The organism is Variovorax sp. Root411 (assembly GCF_001425205.1).
In the GTDB taxonomy this organism is placed as follows: domain Bacteria; phylum Pseudomonadota; class Gammaproteobacteria; order Burkholderiales; family Burkholderiaceae_C; genus Variovorax.
In genome coordinates this window covers 515,500-539,216 of the sequence record NZ_LMDW01000016.1, presented here as the reverse complement: position 1 = coordinate 539,216, position 23,717 = coordinate 515,500, and the positions used below count along the sequence as shown (strand labels likewise).

Annotated in this window: 19 protein-coding genes; 11 read left to right on the top strand and 8 right to left on the bottom strand. The window is 65.4% G+C overall.

Annotated elements, in window-relative coordinates; translation table 11 throughout:
* Positions 1–5 precede the first annotated feature (5 nt).
* Positions 6–830 (bottom strand): type I methionyl aminopeptidase, encoded by an 825-nt coding sequence (gene map / locus ASC92_RS19115; RefSeq protein WP_056518631.1) that lies wholly within the window; start codon positions 828–830, stop codon positions 6–8.
* 156 nt (positions 831–986) lie between these two features.
* Between map and purL the strand changes: the two genes are divergently transcribed.
* Positions 987–4,958: a phosphoribosylformylglycinamidine synthase gene (purL, locus tag ASC92_RS19110; protein WP_056518629.1), complete on the top strand. Its 3,972-nt coding sequence runs from the start codon at positions 987–989 to the stop codon at positions 4,956–4,958.
* A gap of 78 nt (positions 4,959–5,036) precedes the next feature.
* Here the strand turns inward: purL and ASC92_RS19105 are convergent, their stop codons facing one another.
* The 7 genes from ASC92_RS19105 to ASC92_RS28670 all read right to left on the bottom strand — a co-directional run bounded on the left by ASC92_RS19105 (position 5,037) and on the right by ASC92_RS28670 (position 9,942).
* Positions 5,037–5,822, bottom strand: a complete 786-nt coding sequence (locus ASC92_RS19105) for a peptidylprolyl isomerase (RefSeq protein WP_056518627.1) — start codon at positions 5,820–5,822, stop codon at positions 5,037–5,039.
* Between the two features lie 71 nt (positions 5,823–5,893).
* Positions 5,894–6,166 carry a BolA family protein gene (locus ASC92_RS19100; protein ID WP_056518625.1) on the bottom strand — a complete coding sequence of 91 codons (273 nt, stop codon included), beginning with the start codon at positions 6,164–6,166 and terminating at the stop codon, positions 5,894–5,896.
* Positions 6,166–6,708 (bottom strand): septation protein A, encoded by a 543-nt coding sequence (locus ASC92_RS19095; RefSeq protein WP_007837800.1) that lies wholly within the window; start codon positions 6,706–6,708, stop codon positions 6,166–6,168. Before ASC92_RS19095 ends, ASC92_RS19100 begins: the two co-directional genes overlap by 1 nt.
* Complete coding sequence (msrB, locus tag ASC92_RS19090; RefSeq protein WP_056518623.1) at positions 6,705–7,115, bottom strand: peptide-methionine (R)-S-oxide reductase MsrB; 411 nt, start codon at positions 7,113–7,115, stop codon at positions 6,705–6,707. The genes ASC92_RS19095 and msrB overlap by 4 nt, the downstream gene beginning before the upstream one ends.
* Positions 7,112–8,593, bottom strand: coding sequence for a protein adenylyltransferase SelO (locus ASC92_RS19085; RefSeq protein ID WP_056518620.1), 1,482 nt, complete (start codon positions 8,591–8,593; stop codon positions 7,112–7,114). The genes msrB and ASC92_RS19085 overlap by 4 nt, the downstream gene beginning before the upstream one ends.
* Before the next feature lie 63 nt (positions 8,594–8,656).
* The gene (locus ASC92_RS19080; RefSeq protein WP_056519135.1) at positions 8,657–9,694 is read right to left on the bottom strand and encodes an AraC family transcriptional regulator; all 1,038 of its coding nucleotides are present in this window, start codon (positions 9,692–9,694) and stop codon (positions 8,657–8,659) included.
* A 56-nt stretch (positions 9,695–9,750) separates the two neighbouring features.
* Entirely contained in the window at positions 9,751–9,942 is a 192-nt protein-coding gene (locus ASC92_RS28670; protein ID WP_157609082.1) for a hypothetical protein, read from the bottom strand.
* Positions 9,943–9,969: 27 nt separating this feature from the next.
* On the opposite strand from ASC92_RS28670, the gene ASC92_RS19075 reads away from it, so the two are divergent.
* The 10 genes from ASC92_RS19075 to ASC92_RS19030 all read left to right on the top strand — a co-directional run bounded on the left by ASC92_RS19075 (position 9,970) and on the right by ASC92_RS19030 (position 23,643).
* Positions 9,970–11,613: a 3-(methylthio)propionyl-CoA ligase gene (locus ASC92_RS19075; protein WP_056518618.1), complete on the top strand. Its 1,644-nt coding sequence runs from the start codon at positions 9,970–9,972 to the stop codon at positions 11,611–11,613.
* 140 nt (positions 11,614–11,753) lie between these two features.
* Positions 11,754–12,983 carry a branched-chain amino acid ABC transporter substrate-binding protein gene (locus ASC92_RS19070; protein ID WP_056518617.1) on the top strand — a complete coding sequence of 410 codons (1,230 nt, stop codon included), beginning with the start codon at positions 11,754–11,756 and terminating at the stop codon, positions 12,981–12,983.
* Between the two features lie 199 nt (positions 12,984–13,182).
* Positions 13,183–14,415 carry a branched-chain amino acid ABC transporter substrate-binding protein gene (locus tag ASC92_RS19065; protein WP_056518615.1) on the top strand — a complete coding sequence of 411 codons (1,233 nt, stop codon included), beginning with the start codon at positions 13,183–13,185 and terminating at the stop codon, positions 14,413–14,415.
* An 80-nt stretch (positions 14,416–14,495) separates the two neighbouring features.
* Positions 14,496–15,449 (top strand): branched-chain amino acid ABC transporter permease, encoded by a 954-nt coding sequence (locus ASC92_RS19060; protein ID WP_056518614.1) that lies wholly within the window; start codon positions 14,496–14,498, stop codon positions 15,447–15,449.
* A 4-nt stretch (positions 15,450–15,453) separates the two neighbouring features.
* Entirely contained in the window at positions 15,454–16,791 is a 1,338-nt protein-coding gene (locus ASC92_RS19055; protein ID WP_056518612.1) for a branched-chain amino acid ABC transporter permease, read from the top strand.
* The gene (locus tag ASC92_RS19050) at positions 16,788–17,558 is read left to right on the top strand and encodes an ABC transporter ATP-binding protein (protein ID WP_056518610.1); all 771 of its coding nucleotides are present in this window, start codon (positions 16,788–16,790) and stop codon (positions 17,556–17,558) included. Before ASC92_RS19055 ends, ASC92_RS19050 begins: the two co-directional genes overlap by 4 nt.
* Before the next feature lie 293 nt (positions 17,559–17,851).
* Positions 17,852–18,547 carry an ABC transporter ATP-binding protein gene (locus ASC92_RS19045; RefSeq protein ID WP_056518608.1) on the top strand — a complete coding sequence of 232 codons (696 nt, stop codon included), beginning with the start codon at positions 17,852–17,854 and terminating at the stop codon, positions 18,545–18,547.
* Positions 18,548–18,814: 267 nt separating this feature from the next.
* Positions 18,815–20,920 carry a 3-hydroxyacyl-CoA dehydrogenase NAD-binding domain-containing protein gene (locus ASC92_RS19040; protein ID WP_056518607.1) on the top strand — a complete coding sequence of 702 codons (2,106 nt, stop codon included), beginning with the start codon at positions 18,815–18,817 and terminating at the stop codon, positions 20,918–20,920.
* Positions 20,921–20,945: 25 nt separating this feature from the next.
* Complete coding sequence (locus tag ASC92_RS19035; protein WP_056518605.1) at positions 20,946–22,421, top strand: M20 family peptidase; 1,476 nt, start codon at positions 20,946–20,948, stop codon at positions 22,419–22,421.
* A gap of 46 nt (positions 22,422–22,467) precedes the next feature.
* On the top strand, positions 22,468–23,643 hold the full coding sequence (locus tag ASC92_RS19030) for an acetyl-CoA C-acyltransferase (protein WP_056518603.1): 1,176 nt from the start codon (positions 22,468–22,470) through the stop codon (positions 23,641–23,643).
* Positions 23,644–23,717: the final 74 nt, after the last annotated feature.

Genomic DNA, 23,717 nt, shown 5'->3' with positions numbered 1-23,717 from the left:
GCGCGTCAGGTTTTGGTCGAGGTGACGAAGGAGGGCAGCGGCGGGCTGCCTTCCGACAGGGTCAGAACTTCGTAGCCGGTCTCGGTGACGAGCACCGTGTGCTCCCACTGGGCCGACAGCGAATGGTCGCGCGTGACGATGGTCCAGCCGTCGTACTGGCCGCCCCTGAAGTCTTCCTTCACGTCGCGCTTGCCGGCATTGATCATCGGCTCGATGGTGAAGATCATGCCGGGCTTGAGCTCTTCCATCGTGCCCGGTCGGCCGTAGTGCAGCACCTGGGGTTCCTCGTGGAAGCGCTGGCCCACGCCGTGGCCGCAGAACTCGCGCACGATCGAGAAGCCCTGGCCCTCGGCGAACTTCTGGATCGCATGGCCCACGTCGCCCAGGTGCGCGCCGGGGCGCACCTGCAGGATGCCGTGCCACATGGCCTCGAAGGTGATGCTGCAGAGGCGCTTGGCGGCGATGGAAGCATCGCCGATCACGAACATGCGGCTGTTGTCGCCGAACCAGCCGTCCTTGATGACGGTGACGTCGACGTTCATGATGTCGCCCTTCTTCAGGGGCTTGTCATTGGGAATGCCGTGGCACACCACGTGGTTCACCGAGGTGCAGAGCGACTTCGGGAACGGGACGCTGCTCGCGCCCATGTAGCCCACCGTGGCCGAGGTGGTGCCCTGCTTGACCATGTACTCGGCGGCCAGCCGGTCCACGTCGTTGGTCGTGATGCCGGGCTTGATGAAGGGCGTGAGGTAGTCCAGCACCTCGGACCCGAGGCGGCAGGCGACCCGCATGGCTTCGATGCCTGCGGCGTCTTTGTAGGTAATGCTCATGCCCCGAATTATCCCATTCGGCAAGCTAAAATTCCGGGTTAACGCGGATGACCCCAGTCAGCGGCCTCCGCCCAGATTCCTTGATTCCCAACGCGGCCCCCGAGGCCCCCATCGACCGTGACGCAGCCCGCACCTCAAGCCCTTCCTGTCGTAACCATGTTCGAGGGCGGCAGCGCACTCAGCGACTTCCGTGCACGGCAATTGCTGCCGAAGCTGCAGGCCATCGAGCCGCGCATCGAGGGCATTTCGGCCCGTTTCGTCCACCTGGTGGTTACCGATGCGTCGCTGGGCGACGCCGACCGCGAGCGTTTTGCCGCGCTGCTGACCTACGGCGAGCCCTTCGAGGCCCCGGCGGCCAAGGCGAGCGCCTCGGTGGTCGTCACGCCCCGCCTGGGCACCGTGTCGCCCTGGGCCTCCAAGGCCACCGACATCGCCCACAACTGCGGCCTGGCGCTGCGCCGTGTGGAGCGCGTCACCCAGTACCACCTGAAGCTGAAGGCGCCGCTGATCGGCAAGGCCCCCGTGCTCGAAGGCGACGCGCTCGCCGCCGTGGCCGGCCCGCTGCACGACCGCATGACCGAATCGGTGCTGGCCACCGTCGAGCAGGCGGCCAGCCTGTTCAGCGAGCTGCCGGCCCAGCCGATGGCGCAGGTCGACGTGCAAACGGGCGGGCGCGACGCCCTGGTGGCGGCCAACACCGGCTTCGGCCTGGCGCTGGCGGAAGACGAAATCGACTACCTCGTCGAAGCCTTCACCCGCCTGGGCCGCAATCCCAGCGACGTCGAACTGATGATGTTCGCGCAGGCCAACAGCGAGCACTGCCGCCACAAGATCTTCAACGCCAACTTCACCATCGACGGCGTGGCCCAGCCGCAGAGCCTGTTCTCGATGATCCGCCACACCGAGAAGCAGAACCCGCAGCACACGGTGATCGCCTATGCGGACAACGCCTCAGTGATGGAAGGCGCGACCATCGAGCGCTTCATTCCGGCGAACGGCTCGCAGAGCTATCAAAAAGATAGCGCCCTGAGCCATGTGCTGATGAAGGTCGAGACGCACAACCATCCGACCGCGATTTCGCCGTTCCCCGGCGCCTCGACCGGCGCGGGCGGCGAGATCCGCGACGAAGGCGCGACCGGCCGCGGCTCCAAGCCCAAGGCGGGCCTGACCGGCTTCACGGTGTCGAAGCTCTGGCCGGAAGAGGGCCACTACGGCAAGCCCGAGCACATCGCCAGCCCGCTGCAGATCATGACCGAGGGCCCGTTGGGCGGCGCCGCGTTCAACAACGAATTCGGCCGTCCCAACCTGCTGGGCTACTTTCGCGAGTACGAGCAGGCGGTGGCGAGCGACCTCGACACCGTGCAGCGCGGCTACCACAAGCCCATCATGATCGCGGGCGGCCTCGGCAGCATCGACGCCACGCAGACCAAGAAGATCCTGTTCCCGGCCGGCTCGCTGCTGATCCAGCTCGGCGGCCCCGGCATGCGCATCGGCATGGGCGGCAGCGCCGCCAGCTCGATGGCGACCGGCGCCAACGCGGCCGAGCTCGACTTCGACTCGGTGCAGCGCGGCAACCCCGAAATCGAACGCCGTGCGCAGGAGGTCATCAACCACTGCTGGCAGCAGGGCGCGGCCAACCCGATCCTGGCGATCCACGACGTGGGCGCGGGCGGCCTGAGCAATGCCTTCCCCGAGCTGACCAACGACGCCGGTCGCGGCGCGCGCTTCGACCTGCGCGCCGTGCCGCTCGAAGAGTCGGGCATGGCGCCCAAGGAAATCTGGTGCAACGAAAGCCAGGAGCGCTACGTGCTGGCCATTGCGCCGGAGTCGCTCGAACAGTTCAAGGCCTTCTGCGAACGCGAGCGCTGCCCGTTCTCGGTGGTCGGCGTGGCGACCGAAGAACGCCAGCTGCTGGTGGCCGACGAAGGCGCCGACGTGCAGCCCGTCGACATGCCGATGGACGTGCTGCTCGGCAAGCCGCCGAAGATGCACCGCGACGTGAAGAGCGTGGCGCGCACCTTCAAGCCGCTCGATCTCACGGGCGTCGACCTGCAGAAGGCCGCCATCGACGTGCTCTCGCACCCGACCGTCGCCTCCAAGCGCTTCCTGATCACCATCGGCGACCGCACCGTCGGCGGCATGAGCCACCGCGACCAGATGGTCGGCCCGTGGCAGGTGCCCGTGGCCGACTGCGCCGTGACGCTGGCCGACTACAAGGGCTTTGCCGGCGAAGCCATGAGCATGGGCGAGCGCACGCCCCTGGCCGCGCTCGACGCACCGGCCTCGGGCCGCATGGCCGTGGCCGAGGCCATCACCAACCTGCTGGCCGCGCCCATCGAACTCTCGCGCGTCAAGCTGTCGGCCAACTGGATGGCCGCCTGCGGCGAGCCCGGCGAAGACGCCGCGCTGTACGAAACCGTGAAGGCCGTGGGCCTGGAGTTGTGCCCGGCGCTGGGCGTGTCGATTCCGGTCGGCAAGGATTCGCTGTCGATGCGCACGCAGTGGAAGGACAACGGCGAAGCCAGGAAGGTCACCTCGCCCGTGAGCCTGATCGTCACCGCCTTCGCCTCGCTGGCCGATGTGCGCGGCACGCTCACGCCGCAGCTCGACGCCGAAGAAGCCGACACCACGCTGGTGCTGATCGACCTGGGCAATGGCAAGCACCGCATGGCCGGCAGCATCCTGTCGCAGACGCTGAACCAGAGCGGCGACACCGTGCCCGACCTCGACGACCCGGCGCAATTGGTCGCGCTGGTCGATGCCGTGAACGCGCTGCGCGCCGACGGCAAGATCCTCGCGATGCACGACCGCAGCGACGGCGGACTGTTCGCCACCGCCTGCGAAATGGCCTTTGCCGGCCACGTCGGCGTGGCGTTGAACGTCGACATGCTGGTCACCGAAGGCGACGGCATCTCCGACAGCCGCATGGAAACCGGCGACGCCAAGAACTGGGCGCAGCAGGTCAGCGCGCGGCGCGAAGAGCTCACGCTCAAGGCGCTGTTCAACGAAGAGCTGGGCATGGTGCTGCAGGTGCGCACGGCGGAGCGCAACGACGTGATGCAAGTGCTGCGAGCCCACGGCCTGAGCGCGCACAGCCACTTCGTCGGCAAGACGCGGCCCGCCAGCTCGACCATGGATGCCGGCAAGGGCAAGCTCGAAGTCTGGCGCGATGCCAAGTCGGTGTTCAGCGCCAGCCTGCACGACCTGCACCAGGTGTGGGATTCGGTCAGCTGGAAGATCGCCCGCGAGCGCGACAACCCCGCCTGCGCCGATGCCGAGCACGCCGCCGCCGGCGTTCCCTCGGACCCGGGCATGCACGTCTTCCTCAATGGTGCCGCGCCTGCCGCGCCCGCCATCCTCCAATCACGCCCCAAGGTCGCCATCCTCCGCGAACAAGGCGTCAACTCGCACGTCGAGATGGCCTACGCCTTCACCGAAGCCAGCTTCGAAGCCTTCGACGTCCACATGACCGACCTGCAAACGGGCAAGGCGGACCTCGCCGACTTCAAGGGTGTGGTCGCCTGCGGCGGCTTCAGCTACGGCGACACGCTGGGCGCAGGCATCGGCTGGGCGCGCAGCATCACCTTCAACCCGAAGCTGGCCGAGCAGTTCAAGACCTTCTTCGGCCGCGAAGACACCTTCGGCCTCGGCGTGTGCAACGGCTGCCAGATGTTTGCCGAGCTGGCCGACATCATTCCGGGTGCCGAAGCCTGGCCACGTTTCACCACTAACCAGAGCGAACGCTTCGAGGCGCGCCTGTCGATGGTCGAAGTGCTCGAATCGCCGAGCATCTTCTTCGCGGGCATGGCCGGCAGCCGCCTGCCGATCGCGGTGGCGCACGGCGAGGGCTATGCCAACTTCAAGCACCGCGGCGATGCGGCCAGGGCCATCGGCGCGATGCGCTTTGTGGACAACCATGGCAAGGCTACCGAGCAGTACCCGTTCAACCCGAACGGCAGCGCGGGCGGACTGACCTCGGTCACGACACCGGACGGCCGCTTCACGGCCGTGATGCCGCACCCGGAGCGCGTGTTCCGCAACATCCAGATGAGCTGGACGCCGGGCGACCGCAGCGAGTTGAGCCCGTGGATGCAGATCTGGCGCAACGCCCGAAAGTGGGTCGGCTGATCGACGCAGGCCCGTGCAGCGGGCAACAAAAAAGCGGCCAACAGGCCGCTTTTTTGTTTGGAGCTGAAAAGCCCGGTCTTACTCGACCTTGGCTTTTGCGCGCAGTTCTTCCTGGTACTTCTGCAGGCGCTGCTGCTGCAGCTGCTGCGTGATCTGCGGCTTCACCTCTTCCAGCTTCGGCAGCTGGGCCTGGCGGATGTCGTCGACGCGGATGATGTGCCAGCCGAACTGGGTCTTGATCGGCGCGGGGGTGGTCTCGCCCTTCTTGAGCTTGATCATCGCTTCCGAGAACTCGGGAACGAAGCCCGCGGGGTTGGCCCAGTCGAGGTCGCCGCCGTTGGCGCCCGAGCCCGGGTCCTTGCTCTGCTTCTTGGCGATGTCTTCGAACTTGGCGCCCTTCTTCAGGTCGGCCATGATCTTCTTGGCTTGGTCTTCGGTCTCGACCAGGATGTGGCGCGCCTTGTATTCCTTGCCGCCGTTGGCCGCAACGAACTTGTCGTACTCGGCCTTCACGTCGGCGTCCGAGACGGGGCTGGTCTTGCGGTAGTTCTCGAAGAGCGCTCGGATCAGGATGGCCTGGCGGGCGAGTTCGAGCTGGTTCTTGTAGTCCTCGCTGGCATCCAGGCCTTGCTTCTGGGCTTCCTGCATGAACACTTCGCGCGCCACGATTTCCTCGCGCAGCTGGCTCTGCATCTCGGGCGTCACCGGTCGGCCTGCGGCGGCCAGCTGCTGCGCCAGAACGTCCATGCGGGCCTTGGGCACCGGCTTGCCGTTCACGATGGCTGCGTTCTGCGCCAGAGCCGCCGCGGGAATGGCACCGATCAACGCTGCGGCCGCAACGGCCTGCAAGATGTGTTTTTTCATGAAATGAATATCAGGCTGGAGAGGAAATGCGCGTGTAGGAATAAGCGCGTGAAAGAAAGCGGACAGAGGGCTCAAAGCACCTCGATGGCGATGGCGTGAAGGCCCTGCGCGATAAAAACCTGGAGGGCATCATACACAAGCCGATGCCGCGCCAAACGGGGCTTCCCGTCGAACAGCGGCGAGGCGATGCGCACCCGGAAATGGCTGCCGCGGCCCTGCGCATTGGCACCGGCGTGGCCCGCATGGGCGCTGCTTTCGTCGATCACTTCGAGCTGCGTCGGGGCCAGCGCCTCGCGCAGTGCGGCTTCGAGGTCGGCGGCGGTGGGGAGGGAGGCGTTGCGCATCAGGCGGTCGGCTTGTCGTCGCCCTTGATGTGCGGCGCGATGTAGAGACCCTGCGCCACCAGGAAGACGATCGGGAACACATAGCCCCAGAGCTTGAAGTTGACCCAGGCCTCGGTCGTGAAGTACGCCGCGACGTAGCCGTTGATGAGTGCCATGAAGAGGCAGTAGCCGATCCACGCCACATTGAGCCGGCCCCAGATGCGGTCGGGCAGCTCGAGCTGCGAGCCCAGCAGCATCTTCAGGAAGTTCTTCTTCAGCGCCCAGAGTGCCACCGCCAACGCGATGGCCATCGCGCCGTACAGCACCGTCGGCTTCCACTTGATGAAGCGGTCGTCGTGCAGCACCAGCGTGAGCGTGCCGAACAGCAGGATCAGCACCAGCGTGGCCTTCTGCATCGCCTGCAGCTTGCGTTCCATGGCATAGATGATGGCCATCTGCACCACGGTGGCGGCCATGAGCACGCCGGTGGCGGTGTAGATGTCTGCGAGCTTGTAGGCGCCGAAGAACAGGAGGATGGGGAAGAAATCGAGGAGCAGTTTCATTTTTTCTGGAAGTCGAGCGACGCCGAGTTCATGCAGTAGCGCAGGCCTGTTTCGGTCGGGCCGTCGGGGAACACGTGGCCCAGGTGGGCGCCGCAATTGGCGCACACGTTCTCGGTGCGCACCATGCCGTGCGAACGGTCGACGATGTTGCGGATGGCGCCGGGCACCGCTTCTTCGGAGAAGCTGGGCCAGCCGCAGCCGGCATCGAACTTGGTCGATGACTCGAACAGCTTGGCGCCGCAGCACACGCAGTGGTAGGTGCCGTCGTCCCAGTGCGCTTCGTACTTGCCGGTGAAGGGGCGTTCGGTGGCCGCGTGGCGCGTCACCTCAAAGGCCGCGGGCTCGGCGCCTTTTTCAGCGAGCAGGGCTTTCCATTCGGCGTCGGTTTTCTGTGCGGGAGTGGTCATGATGAGCAGCTGATTTCGATCGTGGAGGCCCAGTCGGGCGGGAAGCCGGCCAGTGCGTCGGCGTCGGGATGTTCTTCAAATGGGGTTTCGAGCACAGCCAGCAAGGTTGCCACAGCCGAGTGGTCTTTTTGCTGACTTGCTTCGATCGCTTGCTGCCCCAGGTGGTTGCGCAGCACGAACCTGGGGTTGGATTTGAGCATCAGATCGGCGGCTTGCGTACGTCCAGTGGTCGCATGGCGCTCTGAAAACGCTAGCAGCCACGCATCGAAGCCCTCGCGGTCTAGGAACAGGTCGCGCACTGGCTCGATGCTGCCACCGGCCATGTAGTTCGAAAGCCGGCGCCAGAAGATCGTGTAGTCGACCTTGCCCGCGGCCATCAGCTTGAGCACGCCTTCGACCAGCGCGCGGTCGCCTTCGGCCGGGCTCGCAAGCCCGAGCTTGGCGCGCATGCGGCCCTCGAACTCGTTCGGGAACACGGTCTTGTACGACTCCAGGGCGGCCACCGCGACTTCCTGGTCGCCGATCAGCGGCAGCAGCGCCTGCGCGAGGCAGAACAGGTTCCAGTAGGCCACGTTGGGCTGCTGGTTGAAGGCGTAGCGCCCGCTGGTGTCGCTGTGGTTGCAGATGTGGCGCGGGTCGAAGCCGTCGAGGAACTGGAACGGGCCGTAGTCGATGGTGAGCCCGAGGATGCTCATGTTGTCGGTGTTCATCACCCCGTGGCAGAAGCCCACGGCCTGCCATCGGGCGAGCAGGGCGGCGGTGCGCTCGCTCACGGCTTCGAGGAAGGCGGCATACGCATTGCCCCCGAAGCGCCCGGTAGTGCGACACGCCGGGTAGTAGCGGTCGATGACGTAGTCGGCCAGCGCGCGCAACTCATCTTCGCGCTGGTTGGCCGCGAAGTGCTCGAAGTGGCCGAAGCGGATGAAGCTCGGTGCGACGCGGGTCACGACGGCCGCGCTTTCCGGCTCCTCGCGGTACACGCGGGAGTCGGACCCCGTCACGCACAGCGCGCGGGTGGTCGGAATGCCGAGGCCGTGCATGGCCTCGCTGCAGAGAAACTCGCGGATGCTGGAGCGCAGCACCGCGCGGCCGTCGCCGCCGCGCGAGTAGGGCGTGCGGCCCGCGCCCTTCAGCTGCACTTCGAGCCCGCCTTCGGTCTCGCCGATCGTGATCGCGCGCCCGTCGCCGAGCTGTCCTGCCCACACGCCGAACTGGTGGCCGCTGTAGACCGTCGCGAAGGGGCGGGTGCCGGCGACGGGCAGGTTGCCGGTCAGGGCAGCGAGCGTGCCGTCCGACGAATGCCAGCCGGCCGGCAGCCCGAGTTCGCGTGCCACGGCTTCGCTGCGGCCCACCCAATACGGATCGGGCAGGGGCGTCGGCCTCAGTTCAGTGAAAAATGCCGGGCCCAAGGCGGCGAAACCGGGTTTCCAGCGCAACCCCAGGTCCGCGACCTCGGTGTCTTCAGCAAGCAAGCTCATGCCCGGATTGTCCGGCACAGCGCGTAACCCCTTGCCGAACGGGCCATCGCGGCCCGCGCGCCCTCAGGCCGCGAGTGCGGCGGGCCCGTCCCAGATGCGCGCCCGGTATTGCGCCGGCGGCACACCGAACCAGCGCTTGCAGGCGCGAAAAAAGTTGCTGCTGTCGACGAAGCCCAGCCTGTCTGCCACCTCGGTCAATGTGTGGCGGTCGTCAGCGAGGTACTGCTGCGCCAGCTCGCGACGGGTGCGGTCGAGCAGCGACTGGAACGACACTGACTCTTCCTGCAACCGACGCTGCAGCGTGCGCTCGGCCAGACCCAGACCCGAAGCCACGTCCTGCCGGCGCGGCTCGCCGCGCTGGAGCCGACGCGCGATCTCGGCGCACACCAGGCTGCTGGTGGTGGCCTGGCCCAGCAGGTCGAGTTGCTCGTCCAGCAGATGCTCCTGCATCTCGCCGAGCGTCTCGTGGTGGGTTGGCAGCGGCACTGCCATGTCGGCGCTCGACAGCAGCAGGCGGTTGGCCGATGCATTGAAGCGCACCTGGCAGCCGAAGGCCTCTCGGTGCAGCCGGTCGTCGGCAGGCGCGGGGTAGACAAACTCCATCGCCAGCGGCTGCAGCTCACGCCGCGTGAGCCACCGGCACTGCATCAGCGTGGTCAGCAGGGCGTATTCGACGCGCTGGCGCGGAATCGGCAGGCTGCCGCCGGTGTGTTCCATCGACAGCCAGCAGCCGCGCGGCTCGGGATGCAGCGAGAAGCCGGTCGCATCCGAGATCACGGCCATGTAGCGCGCCAGCCGCGCGAGCGCCGCCCCGAGCGTGGCGCTGCACGACATCGCATGGCCCACCGTTCCCAGCTTGCTGTGCATGGCGGCCAGGTCGCGTTGCAGGCCCAGCGTGGGCTTGCCGGCGCGGGCTACCGCGAGCTGCCACATCACCGTGACCTCGTCGACCGGGATGCGCGTGTTCTGCCCGCGCAGCGAATCGGGGTCGAAGCCGGCGTCGCGCAGCAGCGAGGGCACGTCCAGCCCCTCGGCCTCGAACATCGAGAGCACGCCTTCGAGCCACGCGGCCGAACTGGTACGCAGCTCCGGCTGCGGCATGCCGGCCGGACGGCGTTGCGGCCCGCGCTGGCGGTGCGCCACGGATGCTCCTGAAGTCATTCTTTTGGCTTCCTTGCGATAGCGGTGAAAACGGCGCCGGTTCCTAGAATTTTCTGCGTGCTCGGCGGCCCGGAGTATGCGGGGTCGCGCACCAGGCCGGTTAATTCGAGGCCGGATCCCGCAGTGCGGGTTTGTGTCATTGTGAAAGCTGCCGAAGCTTGCGTGAATCCGTTGTCCGCAAGTTTCATGAAGTCATTTCTTTCAGGAGTCCGTAGATGCTGGGTTTGATGCAAGACCAACCGCTTTTGATCTCGTCGCTGATCGAGTTCGCCGAGCGCCACAACGGCGATGGCGAGATCGTCTCGCGCCGGGTCGAGGGCGACATTCACCGCACGACGTGGGGCGGTATCGCATCGCGTGCCCGGCAGGTGGCCAATGCGCTGGACGGCGAGCAGCTGCTGTTCAGCGACCGCATCGCCACGCTGGCCTGGAACGGCTATCGCCACCTGGAGCTGTACTACGGCGTGAGCGGCAGCGGCCGCGTGCTGCACACCATCAACCCGCGCCTGCACCCCGACCAGATCGCCTGGATCGCCAACCATGCCGAAGACCAGATCCTGTGCTTCGACCTGAGCTTCCTGCCGCTGGTGCAGGCGGTGCACGCCAAGTGCCCCACGATCCGGAAATGGATTGCACTCTGTGATGCCGACAAGCTGCCCGCGGACAGCGGCATTCCCAATCTTGTGAGCTACGAGGGCTGGATGGGCGCGCAGTCCACCGACTACGAATGGCCGACCTTCGACGAGAACTCCGCGTCGAGCATGTGCTACACGAGCGGCACCACGGGCAACCCGAAGGCCGCGCTCTACAGCCACCGCTCGACCATGCTGCATGCGTATGCCGCGGCCCTGCCGGACGTGATGCGCCTGTCGGCGCGCGACTCGGTGCTGCCGGTGGTGCCGATGTTCCACGTCAACGCCTGGGGCATTCCGTATTCGGCCGCGCTGGTGGGCTGCAAGATCGTGTTCCCCGGCCCGGCGCTGGACGGGAAATCGGTGTACGAACTGATCGAAGCCGAAGGCGTGACCTTCGCGGCCGGCGTGCCCACCGTGTGGCAGATGATGCTGGGCCACATGCAGGCGGGCGGGCTGAAGTTCTCGAAGCTCAACCGCACTGTCATCGGCGGCTCGGCCTGTCCGCCGGCCATGATCAAGGCGTTCCAGGAGATCTACGGCGTCGAAGTGCTGCACGCCTGGGGCATGACCGAGATGAGCCCGCTGGGCACGCTGTGCACCCTCAAGAACAAGCACCTGTCGCTGCCGGCCGACGCGCAGCTGCAGATCCGCATGAAGCAGGGCCGTGCCATTTTCGGCGTCGACATGAAGATCGTCGATGGCGACGGCAACGAGCTGCCGTGGGACGGCAAGGCCTACGGCGACCTGCTGGTCAAGGGCCCATGGATCGTCAAGGAATACTTCAAGGGCGAGGGCGGCAATCCGCTCATCCCCGATGCGCAAAATCGCGGCTGGTTCCCCACCGGCGACGTCGCCACCATCGACGCCGAGGGCTACCTGCAGATCACCGACCGCAGCAAGGACGTGATCAAGTCCGGCGGCGAGTGGATCAGCTCCATCGAGATCGAGAACATCGCCGTTGCGCACCCGGCCGTGGCCATGGCCGCGTGCATCGGCGTGTTCCATCCCAAGTGGGACGAGCGGCCGATCATCGCGGTCGTCAAGAAGCCCAATGCCGAGGTCACGCGCGAAGAACTGCTGAAGTTCTACGAGGGAAAGACCGCCAAGTGGCAGATCCCGGACGACGTGGTGTTCGTCGAAGCGATTCCCATCGGCGCCACCGGCAAGATCTTGAAGACCAAGCTGCGCGAACTGCTCAAGGATTACAAGCTGCCGGCCCTTTGAAGACACGCGCGAGGCCTGCCGTACTGTCGCGCAGGCGATAGGAAAGCCACTTCGGCGGCCGACCTTGCGGGCAATCCCTGTGCGGCGAAGAAAAGGGCGCTTGTACGCTGGCACTCCGCCTTACACACTGGAGACTCTTCATGCAATTTGCTATCAAGTCAGTAGCTGCCTGCGCAATGTTGGTGAGCCTGACCGCTGCGTTCGCCCAAAAGGGCGAGACCGTCAAGATCGCCTGGCTCGACCCGCTTTCCGGCCTCATGGCCGCGGTCGGCACCAACCAGCTCAAGACCACGCAGTTCCTTGCAGAAGAGTTCAACAAGAAGAACCAGTCGGGCGTGAAGTTCGAGATCATCGCGCTCGACAACAAGCTCAGCCCGCAGGAAACCACCGCCGCCCTGCGCTCCGCGCAAGACCAGGGCGCGCGCTACATCATGCAGGGCAACGGCTCCGGCCCCGCGCTCGCGATCATCGACGCCATCGAGAAGAACAACGCGCGCAATCCGGGCAAGGAGTTGCTGTACATGAACTACGCGGCGGTCGACCCCGACCTCACCAACAGCAAGTGCAGCTACTGGCACTTCCGGCTCGACGCCGACACCTCCATGAAGATGGAGGCGCTCACCACCTGGATGAAGGACCAGCCCGACATCAAGAAGGTCTACATCCTCGGCCAGAACTATGCTCACGGCGTGCAGGTGTCCAAGTTCGCCAAGGAAGACCTGAAGGTCAAGCGCCCCGACATCCAGATCGTGGGTGACGACCTGCATCCGCTCGCGCAGGTGCGCGACTTTTCTCCGTACATCGCCAAGATCAAGGCCTCGGGTGCCGACACCGTCATCACCGGCAACTGGGGCTCCGACCTGTCGCTGCTCATCAAGGCCGCCAACGACTCGGGCCTGAACGTCAAGTTCCTGACCTACTACGCGCCGGGCGCCGGCACGCCCACGGCCATGGGCGCCACCTCGGACGGCAAGGTCTACACCGTCGCCTACGCCCACTACAACATGGGCGGCGAGATCCAGAAGCTGCTCGCCGGCTACAAGAAGCGCATGAACGACGACCTCACGCAGCCCTCGATCTACCACGTGTTCGCGCTGCTCGACGCCGCCTTCGTCGCCACCAAGTCGACCGACCCGGTCAAGGTGGCCGCGGCGCTGGAGGGCATGAAGATCAAGAGCTTCAACGGCGAGGTCGAGGTGCGCAAGGCCGACCACCAGCTGCAGCAGGGCCTGTACATCTCGCGCTGGGAAAAGGCCAGCGCCAAGTACCCCTACGACGCAGAGAACACCGGCTACACGAATGTTCCCGTGAAGTACTACGAGCCGTACGTGGCGAGCACGCCCACCACTTGCCAGATGAAGCGCCCGTAGGCGTCTTTGCGAGCGCGTTTCCTACCCGCTGGTAGCAGCTGTCTACCCATGGGTAGCAGCCTGGAGAAACGCGGTGTCGCATGCGCGATAGAAACGGGCCTTTGCGGCCCCCCTCTTACGGGCATTCCCTGAGGGGAGGGGCTGCAAACGCTTGTACTCTCGTGCGGCGTTTTGAATCGGTTTGACCAGGAGACATAGATTGAATTTCGCTCTGAAAATCGCCGCCGCAGCCGTCATCGCGGCAACCGCCACCGGCGCCTTCGCCCAGAAGGGTGAAACCGTCAAGATCGCATGGCTCGACCCGCTGTCGGGCCTCATGGCTGCGGTCGGAACGAACCAGCTCAAGACCTTCCAGTTCTTTGCCGAGGAATTCAACAAGAAGAACGCGGCCGGCGTGAAGTTCGAGATCATCGGCATCGACAACAAGCTCAGCCCGCAGGAAACGACCAGCGCGCTGCGCTCGGCCCTCGACCAGGGCGCGCGCTACATCGTGCAGGGCAACGGCTCCGGCCCGGCGCTGGCCATCATCGACGCGCTCGAGAAGAACAACGCGCGCAATCCCGGCAAGGAAGCGCTGTACCTCAACTACGCGGCCGTCGACCCCGACCTGACCAACAGCAAGTGCAGCTACTGGCAGTACCGCTTCGACGCCGACACGTCGATGAAGATGGAGGCGCTGACCACCTACATGAAAGACCAGCCGGAGATCAAGAAGGTCTACCTGCTCAACCAGAACTACGCGCATGGCCAGCAGGTTTCCAAGTTCGCCAAGGAAGACCTGAAGCACAAGCGCCCCGACATCCAGATCGTCGGCGACGACCTGCACCCGTTGGCCCAGGTGCGCGACTTCGCGCCGTACATCGCCAAGATCAAGGCCTCGGGCGCCGACACCGTCATCACCGGCAACTGGGGCTCCGACCTCGCGCTGCTGATCAAGTCGGCCAACGATTCGGGCCTGAACGTCAAGTTCTACACCTACTACGCCGTGACCACCGGCACGCCGACCGCCATGGGCGCAGCATCCGACGGCAAGGTGTACCAGGTCAGCTATGCCCACTACAACATGGGCGGCGACATGCAGAAGTACGCGAACGACTTCAAGAAGAAGTTCAACGACGACCTCTACACCTCCGACATCTACACCGTGTTCCAGGCGCTGACCGAGGCCTTCGTGAAGACCAAGTCGACCGACCCGGTCAAGGTGGCTGCCGCAATGGAAGGCCTGAAGTTCAAGAGCTTCAACGGCGACATCGAACTGCGCAAGACCGACCACCAAGCGCAACAGGGCCTGTATATCAGCAAGTGGGAGAAGGCCAGTGCCAAGTACCCGTACAGCCCGGAGAACACCGGCTACACGCTGGTACCCGTGAAGTTCTACGACGCCTACGTGGCCAGCACACCCACAAGCTGCCAGATGAAGCGCCCCTCCTGAGGACGGGAACGCGCCAAAGCGGTCGAGGCCCGACTTCAACACTCGGGCCTTTTTCTTTTCTTACCTGACACGAAAGACCGATGAACGTCGAATTCTTCGTCATCTCGCTGCTCAACGGCGTGAGCTACGGCTTGCTGTTGTTCATGCTGAGCTCCGGCCTCACGCTGATCTTCAGCATGATGGGTGTGCTCAATTTCGCGCACGCCAGCTTCTACATGCTGGGTGCCTACTTCGCCTACACGCTGTCGAATATCGTCGGCTTCTGGCCGGCGCTTTTCATCGCGCCGCTGCTGGTGTTCGCGCTGGGCGCGGCCTTCGAGCGCTACTGCCTGCGCCGGGTCCACAAGTTCGGCCATGTGCCCGAACTGCTGGTGACCTTCGGCCTTTCGTACCTCATCCTCGAACTGGTGCAACTGGTGTGGGGCCGCTCCACGGTGCCGTACGGCCTGCCGTCGGCGCTGCAGGGGCCGCTGTTCACGCTCTACGGCACGCAGTTTCCCAAGTCGCGCTCGTTCATCATGCTGGTGGCGGTGCTGATGCTGGTGTCGGTGTGGCTGCTGCTCACGCGCACGCGCATCGGCCTGGTCATCCAGGCGGCGCTGAAGCATCCCGACATGGTCGAGGCTCTGGGCCACAACGTGCCGCGCGTGTTCATGCTGGTGTTCGGCGGCGGCGCCGCGCTGGCGGGCCTCGCGGGCGTGGTCGGCGGCAACACCTACGTCACCGAGCCGGCCATGGCGGGTTCGGTCGGCTCCATCATCTTCGTGGTGGTGGTGGTCGGCGGCATGGGCTCGCTGGCGGGCGCCTTCCTGGCCTCGCTCATCATCGGCGTGGTGCAGACCTTCGCCGTGGCCATGGATCAGTCGCTCGCGACCGGACTGCAGGCCTTTGGCGTGGCGGTGAGCGACCAGACTTTCGGCTACGAGCTGCTGAAGCTCACCATCTCGCAGGTGGCACCCATTCTTCCGTACCTGTTCCTGGTGCTGATCCTCATCTTCAGGCCCAAGGGTCTTCTCGGAACGCGGGAGGACTGACGCCATGAACACCGCAACGACAACCACGCCTACCGCTTCGACCAAGGGGCCGACCCGGTACTACCGCTTCAAGCCGCTGAACATCGGCCGCATCCTGATCTGGTCGTTCTTCGCGCTGCTGCTGATCGTGGCGCCGATGATCTTCACCAGCAGCCTGGCGCTGACCATGCTGTCGCAGATCGGCTATCTCATCATCATCTGCCTGAGCTACAACATGCTGCTGGGGCAGGGCGGCATGCTCAGCTTCGGCCATGCGGTGTACGTCGGCCTGGGCTCCTTCATCGCCATCCACGCGATGAACCTGGCCGGCGCCGGCAAGCTGCCGATTCCGCTGGTGCTCATTCCGCTCGTGGGCGGCCTCGGTGGCATGTTCTTCGCCGTGGTGTTCGGCTACGTGTCGACCAAGAAGTCGGGCACCACCTTCGCGATGATCACGCTCGGCCTCGGCGAACTGGTCGCGGCCATGGCGCTGATGTTCCCGAGTTTCTTCGGCGGCGAGGGCGGCATCACCACCAACCGCGTGTACGGTGCCTCGTTCTTCGGCATCAGCTTCGGGCCGCAGAACCAGGTGTACTACCTGATCGCCGTGTATTGCTTCATCTGCACCGGGCTGATGTTCGCCTTCACCGGCACGCCGCTCGGGCGCATGCTGAACGCGGTGCGCGACAACCCCGAGCGCGTGGAGTTCATCGGCTACAACACGCAGCGCGTGCGCTACTACGCCTTCATCATCGCGGGCTTCTTCGCGGGCATCGGCGGCGGGCTGGCGGCCATCAACTTCGAGATCGTGAACGCGGCCGACAGCCTGAACGGGCTGCGTTCGGGCAGCTACCTGCTGTTCACCTTCCTTGGTGGCGCCACCTTCTTCTTCGGGCCGATCATCGGCGCTGCGCTGCTGGTGTTCGCGCTGGTGCTGCTGTCCGAGCTCAGCAAGGCCTGGTTGCTGTACGTGGGCCTGGTGTTCCTGCTGATGGTGATGTTCGCGCCGGGCGGCGTGGCCAGCCTGATCATGATGAACGTGCGCGTGGCGCTGTTCGGCAAGATCAAGCGCTTCTACCTGCTGTACGTGGGCCTGTTCGTCGGCTCGGCCATCATGCTCGCGGGCGCGGCGGCCATCGTCGAGATGATCTATCACATGCAGCTCAATGCGGCGCTCGGGCCCATGGTGCCGTTCGCGGGCCTGCAACTCGACACCTCATCGGCCACGAGCTGGATCGTCGCGATGGCCCTGCTGGCGGTGGGCCTGGGTGTGTTCGAGGTGTTCCGCCGGCGCTTCGCGAAGGTCTGGGGCCAGGCGCAGGAAGAAATCGAAGCCGAGATCAAGCGGCGGGAGACGGCATGACCTATTCACTCGAACTCAAGAACCTGCGCAAGAGCTTCGGCAAGACCGACATCATCCGCGGCGTCGACCTGGCGGTGAATGCGGGCGAGCGCATTGCCATCATCGGGCCGAACGGCGCGGGCAAGTCGACGCTGTTCAACCTGATCAGCGGCCGGCTCGCGCCCACCAGCGGCGAGGTGCTGCTCAACGGCCAGCGCATCGACGGCAAGCAACCCTACGAGATCAACCGGCTCGGGCTGTCGCGCAGCTTCCAGATCACCAACATCTTCCCGAAGCTCACGGTCTTCGAGAACCTGCGCTGCGGCGTGCTGTGGAGCCTGGGCTACAAGTACACCTTCCTGCGCTTTCTTTCGAACCTGGACGACGCCAACGAGCGCACCGAGGAACTCATCAAGCAGATCGGCCTGGAGAAGAAGCGCGACGTGCACGCGGTGAACCTCACCTACGCCGAGCAGCGCGCACTGGAGATCGGCGTGACCATCGCGGGCGGCGCCAGCGTGATCCTGCTGGACGAGCCCACGGCCGGCATGAGCAAGACCGAGACTTCGCATTTCATTGCGCTCATCAAGCACGTGACCGTCGGCAAGACGCTGCTGACGGTGGAGCACGACATGGGCGTGGTGTTCGGGCTGGCCGACAAGATCGCGGTGGTGGTGTATGGCGAAGTCATTGCCTTCGACACGCCGGCTGCCGTTCGCGCCAATGCGCGGGTGCAGGAGGCCTATCTGGGGTCTTCGGTCGCAGATGCGCAGGGGGCGGGGCACTGATGAACTCTTGCTCTTCTACTCGACGCGGTGTGTGTTCGGGGCGCGATCACGCCGACGGGGTACCTTGCTCCGCGAATGTCCCCCGCTTCGCTCCTCCTTTATTTCGCTGCGCAAGGCACCCCATCGGCGTGATCGTTCAGCAGAGCCATCGTGCACAGGGCGCCGGGTGCTCCCCGCAGCGAAATAAAGGAGGAGCGAAGCGGGGGACATTCGCGGAGGGGAGTACCCGGTGGCCTGTGCACGCGCCTCGAACAAGAACACCTCCGAAACACAACGCGCCGCGAACCACTGACATGCTGAAGCTACACGACATCCACGCCTACTACGGCAAGAGCCATGTGCTGCATGGCGTTTCCTTTGACGTGAACCCCGGAGAAATCGTCGCGCTGCTGGGCCGCAACGGCTCTGGCCGCTCGACCACCGCCAAGGCCATCATGGGCCTGGTGCATGCCGAAGGCGGCCTGCACTGGAAGGGCCAGGACATCCTGCGCCGCAAGGCCTATGAGATCGCGCACTTCGGCATCGGCTACGTGCCCGAGAACCGCGACATCTTCCCCAAGCTCACGGTGCACCAGAACCTGCTGCTGGGGCAGAAGGGCTCGGGCAAGGGCAGCCGCTGGCAGTTCGACGACATGTACGGCATGTTCCCGCGCCTGAAGGAACGCCAGCACACCGAGGCCGGCGTGCTCTCGGGCGGCGAGCAGCAGATGCTCACGCTGTGCCGCACGCTCATGGGCGACCCCGACCTCATCATCATCGACGAGCCCACCGAAGGCCTCGCACCCAAGATCGTCGAGCTGGTGGGGCAGTACCTGCGCACGCTCAAGGACAAGGGCATCTCGGTGCTGCTGATCGAGCAGAAGCTCACCATTGCGATGCAGATCTCCGACCGCGCGCTCGTCATGGGCCACGGCAGCATCGTGTTCGACGGCACGCCCGACAGCCTGCGTGCCGATGCGACCACCCGCAAGGAGTGGCTGGAGGTCTAGGCTGCTGAAGGCGGACTTCCGGACGCAGAGGGCGCAAAGACTGCGCAGAAGACGCAAAAGAACAGCCAAATCAATCTTTTGGTTTCTTTTTTGCGTCCTCTGCGAAACCTTTGCGTCCTCTGCGTCCGGTACCCGCTCCCGCATTCCAGCAGCCTTGTCCCAACAGCGACTGCGTGCCATTGTTAGGCCACGCGAAACGCCTAGAATCTCCCGAAAAAGAACACTCGTGCTTTTTCTTCTTTTTCTTCATACCCCAAGGAACGCAGCATGACGGCTGAATACAAAGTGCTCGGCGATATCGCCGTGATCACACTGACCAACCCTCCGGTCAACGGTCTCGGCTTCTCGACGCGCATCGGCATCACCGATGGCCTGTCGAAGGCCAACGCCGACGACGCCGTCAAGGCCATCGTCATCACCGGCGCCGGCAAGGCGTTCTCGGGCGGCGCTGACATCAAGGAATTCGGCACGCACAAGGCACTGCAGGAGCCCAACCTGCTGAGCGTGATCCTCGCGCTTGAGGCCTCGGCCAAGCCCATCGTCGCGGCCATCCACTCGGTGTGCATGGGCGGCGGCCTCGAACTGGCCCTGGGTTGTCATTACCGTGTGGCCGCCCCCGGCACGAGCATCGCGCTGCCCGAAGTCAAACTCGGCCTGATTCCCGGCGCCGGCGGCACGCAGCGCCTGCCGCGCGTGCTCGGCGTGGAAACCGCACTGAACATGATCGTCAGCGGCGAACCCGTGAAGAGCGAACTGCTCGCAAGCCTGCCCGGCCAGAAGCTGTTCGACAAGCTGGCCGACTCGCCCGAGTCCGTGTTCGACGAAGCCGTGGCCTTCGCCAAGAGCGTGGCCGGCAAGACCGGCGACGCACTGCCGCTGGTGCGCAACCTGCCGTGCAAGCACCCGCAGGGCGACGCCTACTTCCAGTTCGCCAAGAACATGGTCGGCGGCATGTCGAAGAACTACCCGGCGCCGCTGCAGTGCGTGGACGCCGTGCAGGCCGCCACCAAGATGAAGTTCGACGCCGGCATGGCCGAAGAACGCCGCATCTTCACCTCGCTGATGTTCACGCCCGAATCGCTGGCCCTGCGCCACCTGTTCATGGCCGAGCGCGCCGCGAGCAAGATTCCCGACGTGCCCGAAGACACGCCCAAGCGCGAGATCAAGGCCGTGGGCGTGATCGGCGCCGGCACCATGGGCGGCGGCATCTCGATGAACTTCCTGAACGCGGGCATCCCCGTCAAGATCCTCGAGATGAAGCAGGAGGCGCTCGACCGCGGCGTCGCCACCATCAAGAAGAACTACGAAGCCCAGGTCAAGAAGGGCAAGCTCAAGCAGGACAAGTACGAGCAGCGCATGGCGCTCTTGAGCACCACGCTGAGCTACGACGACCTGAAGGACGCCGACCTGATCATCGAAGCGGTGTTCGAGGAAATCGGCGTGAAGGAAAAGGTCTTCAAGGAACTCGACCGCGTTGCCAAGAAGGGCGCGATCCTGGCCTCGAACACCTCCACGCTCGACGTCGACAAGATCGCCTCGTTCACCGACCGTCCGCAGGACGTGGTCGGCATGCACTTCTTCAGCCCGGCCAACGTGATGAAGCTGCTCGAAGTGGTGCGCGGCAAGGCCACCGCCAAGGACGTGCTCGCCACGGTCATGGCCATCGGCAAGAAGATCAAGAAGACCTCGGTGGTTTCGGGCGTGTGCGACGGCTTCATCGGCAACCGCATGATCGAGCAGTACAGCCGCCAGGCCGGCTTCCTGCTGGACGAAGGCGCCACGCCGCAGCAGGTCGACAAGGCCGTCGAGAAGTTCGGTTTTGCCATGGGCCCGTTCCGGATGGGCGACCTGGCCGGCAACGACATCGGCTGGGCGATTCGCAAGCGCCGCGCCACCGAGCGCGCCGACATGAAGTACAGCCGCACGGCCGACAAGCTCTGCGAACTGGGCCGCTTCGGCCAGAAGACCGGGGCAGGGTGGTACGACTACCAGGCCGGCAAACGCGATGCGATTCCGTCGGAACTCGTCAACAAGATGATCGAGGACCACCGCAAGGAACTGGGCATCACGCCGCGCAAGATTTCCGATGAAGAAATCGTGCAGCGCCTGGTGTTAGCCCTGGTCAACGAAGGCGCACACATCCTCGAAGACGGTATCGCCTCGAAGTCGGGCGACATCGACATGGTGTACCTCACGGGCTATGGCTTCCCGATCTGGCGCGGCGGCCCGATGCACTACGCATCGCAAGTCGGCCTCTACAACGTGGCCGAGACGATGAAGCGCTTTGCGAAGAACCCGCGCGACGACGGCGAGTTCTGGCAGCCCGCACCGCTGATCCAGAAGCTGGTGGCCGAAGGCAAGCAGTTCAGCTGAGACCGAACAGCGATCAAGACCGCTCATGTTGAAACGCATCTTCCTCGGGCTGCTGCTGGCAATCGTCTTGCTGGTGGCCGCCGTGGCGGTCAAGACCTGGACCACACCGTCGCAGCAATTGGCGGTGGCGCCCGCGCCTAAGCTGGACATCGACCTGCAGACAGCCGCCAAGCGGCTGTCCACGGCGATCACGTTCCGCACGGTGTCGAGCCTGGACGACCCGGCCGCCAACGCGGCCGAGTTCGACAAGCTGCACGCATTCCTCGAACAGCAGTTCCCCAAGGTGCATGCCACCCTCAAGAAGGAAGTGGTGGGCAACAAGGCGCTGCTCTACACCTGGACCGGCACTGACCCGAGCGCCAAGCCCATTGCGCTGATGGCGCACCAGGACATGGTGCCCATCGCCCCGGGCACCGAGAAGGCTTGGACGGTCGACCCCTTCGCCGGCGAGATCAAGGACGGCTTCGTCTGGGGCCGCGGCACGCTCGACGACAAGAGCAACCTGTTCGCGCAGATGGAAGCCGTCGAGCTGCTCATCGGCGCGGGCTTCAAACCCAGGCAGACCGTCTACCTCGTGATGGGCGACGACGAAGAGGTGAGCGGCCTGCGCGGCGCGCTGCCCATTGCCGAACTGCTCAAGTCGCGCAACGTGCGCCTGGACTGGGTGCTCGACGAAGGCCTGCTGGTGCTCGACGGCGTGTTACCGGGCCTAAGCAAACCCGCGGCGCTCATCGGCCTGGCGGAGAAGGGCTACGGCACCTTCTTCCTTTCGCTCGACACTGCCCCCGGTCACTCGTCGATGCCGCCGCAGCACAGCGCCATCGGCAGCATGAGTGCGGCGCTCGCGCGGCTCGAAGCCAACCCGATGCCCGGCGGTATCCGCGGCGTGGCCGGCCAGATGTTCGGCGCGCTGGCGCCCGAAATGAGCGGCGTCAACCGCGTGATGCTGTCCAACCTGTGGCTCACCGAACCGCTGGTGCGCGGCCAGCTTGAGAAGAGCCCGAGCAGCAACGCCATGCTGCGCACGACCACTGCGCTGACCATCGTGCGCGCCGGCAACAAGGACAACGTGCTGCCCGGCCGCGCCGAGGCCGCCGTCAACTTCCGCGTGCTGCCGGGCGACACCTTGGCCAGCACCGAGGCGCACCTGCGCAAGGCGCTGGGCAACGACGACATCAAGATCAAGGCCTACCCGGGCAATTCCGAGCCGTCGCCGGTGTCGCCGACCGACAGCACCGGCTACCGCGCGATCCAGCAGGCCGTGCGCCAGAGCTTTCCCGATGCGGTGGTGGCCCCCGGCCTCATGACCGCTGCCACCGACTCGCGCCACTTCAGCCTCGTGAGCGATGCCGTCTTCCGCTTCTCGCCGTTCCGCGTGAAGAGCGAAGACCTGGCCCGCTTCCACGGCAACAACGAACGCCTGGCCATCTCGAACTACGGCGAGATGATCGGCTTCTATCACCAGCTCCTGAGCAACACCAACGCTGCTCCGGCGCAATGACGACAGCTCTCTCTTTTTCCTTCCATCTGCTTCAAAGGACCTCACCATGACCAGCGCCGTCATCGTTTCCACCGCCCGCACGCCGCTCGCGAAGAGCTGGAAGGGTGCCTTCAACATGACGCACGGCGCCACGCTCGGCGGCCATGCGGTGCAGCACGCCGTGCAGCGCGCCGGCATCGACCCCGCCTCGGTGGACGACGTCATCATGGGCTGCGCCACGCCCGAAGGCGCGACCGGCTCCAACATTGCGCGCCAGATCGCGCTGCGCGCCGGCCTGCCGATCACCACCTCGGGCATGACCATCAACCGCTTCTGCTCATCGGGCCTGCAGACCATCGCCACCGCCGCCCAGCGCATCATCGCGGGCGAGGGCGACGTGTACGTGGCCGGCGGCGTGGAGAGCATCTCGTGCGTGCAGAACGAAGCCAACAAGCACATGCTGGCCGACCCGTGGCTCGTGAAGCACAAGCCCGAGATCTACTGGAACATGCTGCAGACGGCCGAGCAGGTCGCCAAGCGCTACAACATCGGCCGCGACGCCATGGACGAATACGGCGCCGCCAGCCAGCAGAAGGCCACCGCCGCGCTGGAAGCCGGCCGCTTCAAGGACGAGATCGCCCCCATCACTGTGCTGGCCGGCGTGGCCGACCCCGTGATGGGCCTGCGCACCAAGGAAATCACCGTCGAGAACGACGAAGGCATCCGCGCCGGCACCACCAAGGAAGGCATCAGCGGCATCCGCTCGGCCATGCCCGGCGGCCTGATCTCGGCCGGCAACGCCAGCCAGTTCTCCGACGGCGGCGGCGCCTGCGTGGTGGTCGACGAGAAGTACGCGCAGCAGAAGGGCCTGAAGCCGCTCGGCCGCTTCCTCGGCTTTGCCGTGGCTGGCTGTGAGCCCGACGAAATGGGCATCGGCCCCGTCTTCGCGATCCCGAAGGTGCTCAAGCGCCTGGGCCTCACGGTCAACGACATCGACCTGTGGGAGTTGAACGAAGCCTTCGCCGTGCAGGTCATCTACTGCCGCGACAAGCTCGGCATTCCGGCCGACCGCCTGAACGTGGACGGCGGCGCCATCGCCGTGGGCCACCCCTACGGCGTGAGCGGCCAGCGCCTGACGGGCCACGCGCTCATCGAAGGCAAGCGCCGTGGCGCGAAGAAAGTCGTGGTCACGATGTGCATCGGCGGCGGCATGGGTGCCGCGGGCGTGTTCGAAATCATTTGACTCTCCCCCGGGCTGCGGCGCACTGCGTGTCGCCTCCGCCCACCCCCTTCCGGGGGCAACACCAGCGGCCCGGC

Bases quoted from the DNA above. Each gene is read 5' to 3' on its own strand.
- ASC92_RS19100 (WP_056518625.1), bottom strand. From the start codon at position 6,166: ATGCGCAACGCCTCCCTCCCCACCGCCGCCGACCTCGAAGCCGCACTG.
- ASC92_RS19060 (WP_056518614.1), top strand. From the start codon at position 14,496: ATGAACGTCGAATTCTTCGTCATCTCGCTGCTCAACGGCGTGAGCTAC.
- ASC92_RS19055 (WP_056518612.1), top strand. From the start codon at position 15,454: ATGAACACCGCAACGACAACCACGCCTACCGCTTCGACCAAGGGGCCG.
- ASC92_RS19035 (WP_056518605.1), top strand. From the start codon at position 20,946: ATGTTGAAACGCATCTTCCTCGGGCTGCTGCTGGCAATCGTCTTGCTG.
- ASC92_RS19045 (WP_056518608.1), top strand. From the start codon at position 17,852: ATGCTGAAGCTACACGACATCCACGCCTACTACGGCAAGAGCCATGTG.
- ASC92_RS19085 (WP_056518620.1), bottom strand. From the start codon at position 8,593: ATGAGCTTGCTTGCTGAAGACACCGAGGTCGCGGACCTGGGGTTGCGC.
- ASC92_RS19050 (WP_056518610.1), top strand. From the start codon at position 16,788: ATGACCTATTCACTCGAACTCAAGAACCTGCGCAAGAGCTTCGGCAAG.
- ASC92_RS19070 (WP_056518617.1), top strand. From the start codon at position 11,754: ATGCAATTTGCTATCAAGTCAGTAGCTGCCTGCGCAATGTTGGTGAGC.
- ASC92_RS28670 (WP_157609082.1), bottom strand. From the start codon at position 9,942: ATGAAACTTGCGGACAACGGATTCACGCAAGCTTCGGCAGCTTTCACA.
- purL (WP_056518629.1), top strand. From the start codon at position 987: ATGTTCGAGGGCGGCAGCGCACTCAGCGACTTCCGTGCACGGCAATTG.
- ASC92_RS19075 (WP_056518618.1), top strand. From the start codon at position 9,970: ATGCTGGGTTTGATGCAAGACCAACCGCTTTTGATCTCGTCGCTGATC.
- ASC92_RS19095 (WP_007837800.1), bottom strand. From the start codon at position 6,708: ATGAAACTGCTCCTCGATTTCTTCCCCATCCTCCTGTTCTTCGGCGCC.
- ASC92_RS19040 (WP_056518607.1), top strand. From the start codon at position 18,815: ATGACGGCTGAATACAAAGTGCTCGGCGATATCGCCGTGATCACACTG.
- ASC92_RS19105 (WP_056518627.1), bottom strand. From the start codon at position 5,822: ATGAAAAAACACATCTTGCAGGCCGTTGCGGCCGCAGCGTTGATCGGT.
- msrB (WP_056518623.1), bottom strand. From the start codon at position 7,115: ATGACCACTCCCGCACAGAAAACCGACGCCGAATGGAAAGCCCTGCTC.
- map (WP_056518631.1), bottom strand. From the start codon at position 830: ATGAGCATTACCTACAAAGACGCCGCAGGCATCGAAGCCATGCGGGTC.
- ASC92_RS19030 (WP_056518603.1), top strand. From the start codon at position 22,468: ATGACCAGCGCCGTCATCGTTTCCACCGCCCGCACGCCGCTCGCGAAG.
- ASC92_RS19080 (WP_056519135.1), bottom strand. From the start codon at position 9,694: ATGCCGCAGCCGGAGCTGCGTACCAGTTCGGCCGCGTGGCTCGAAGGC.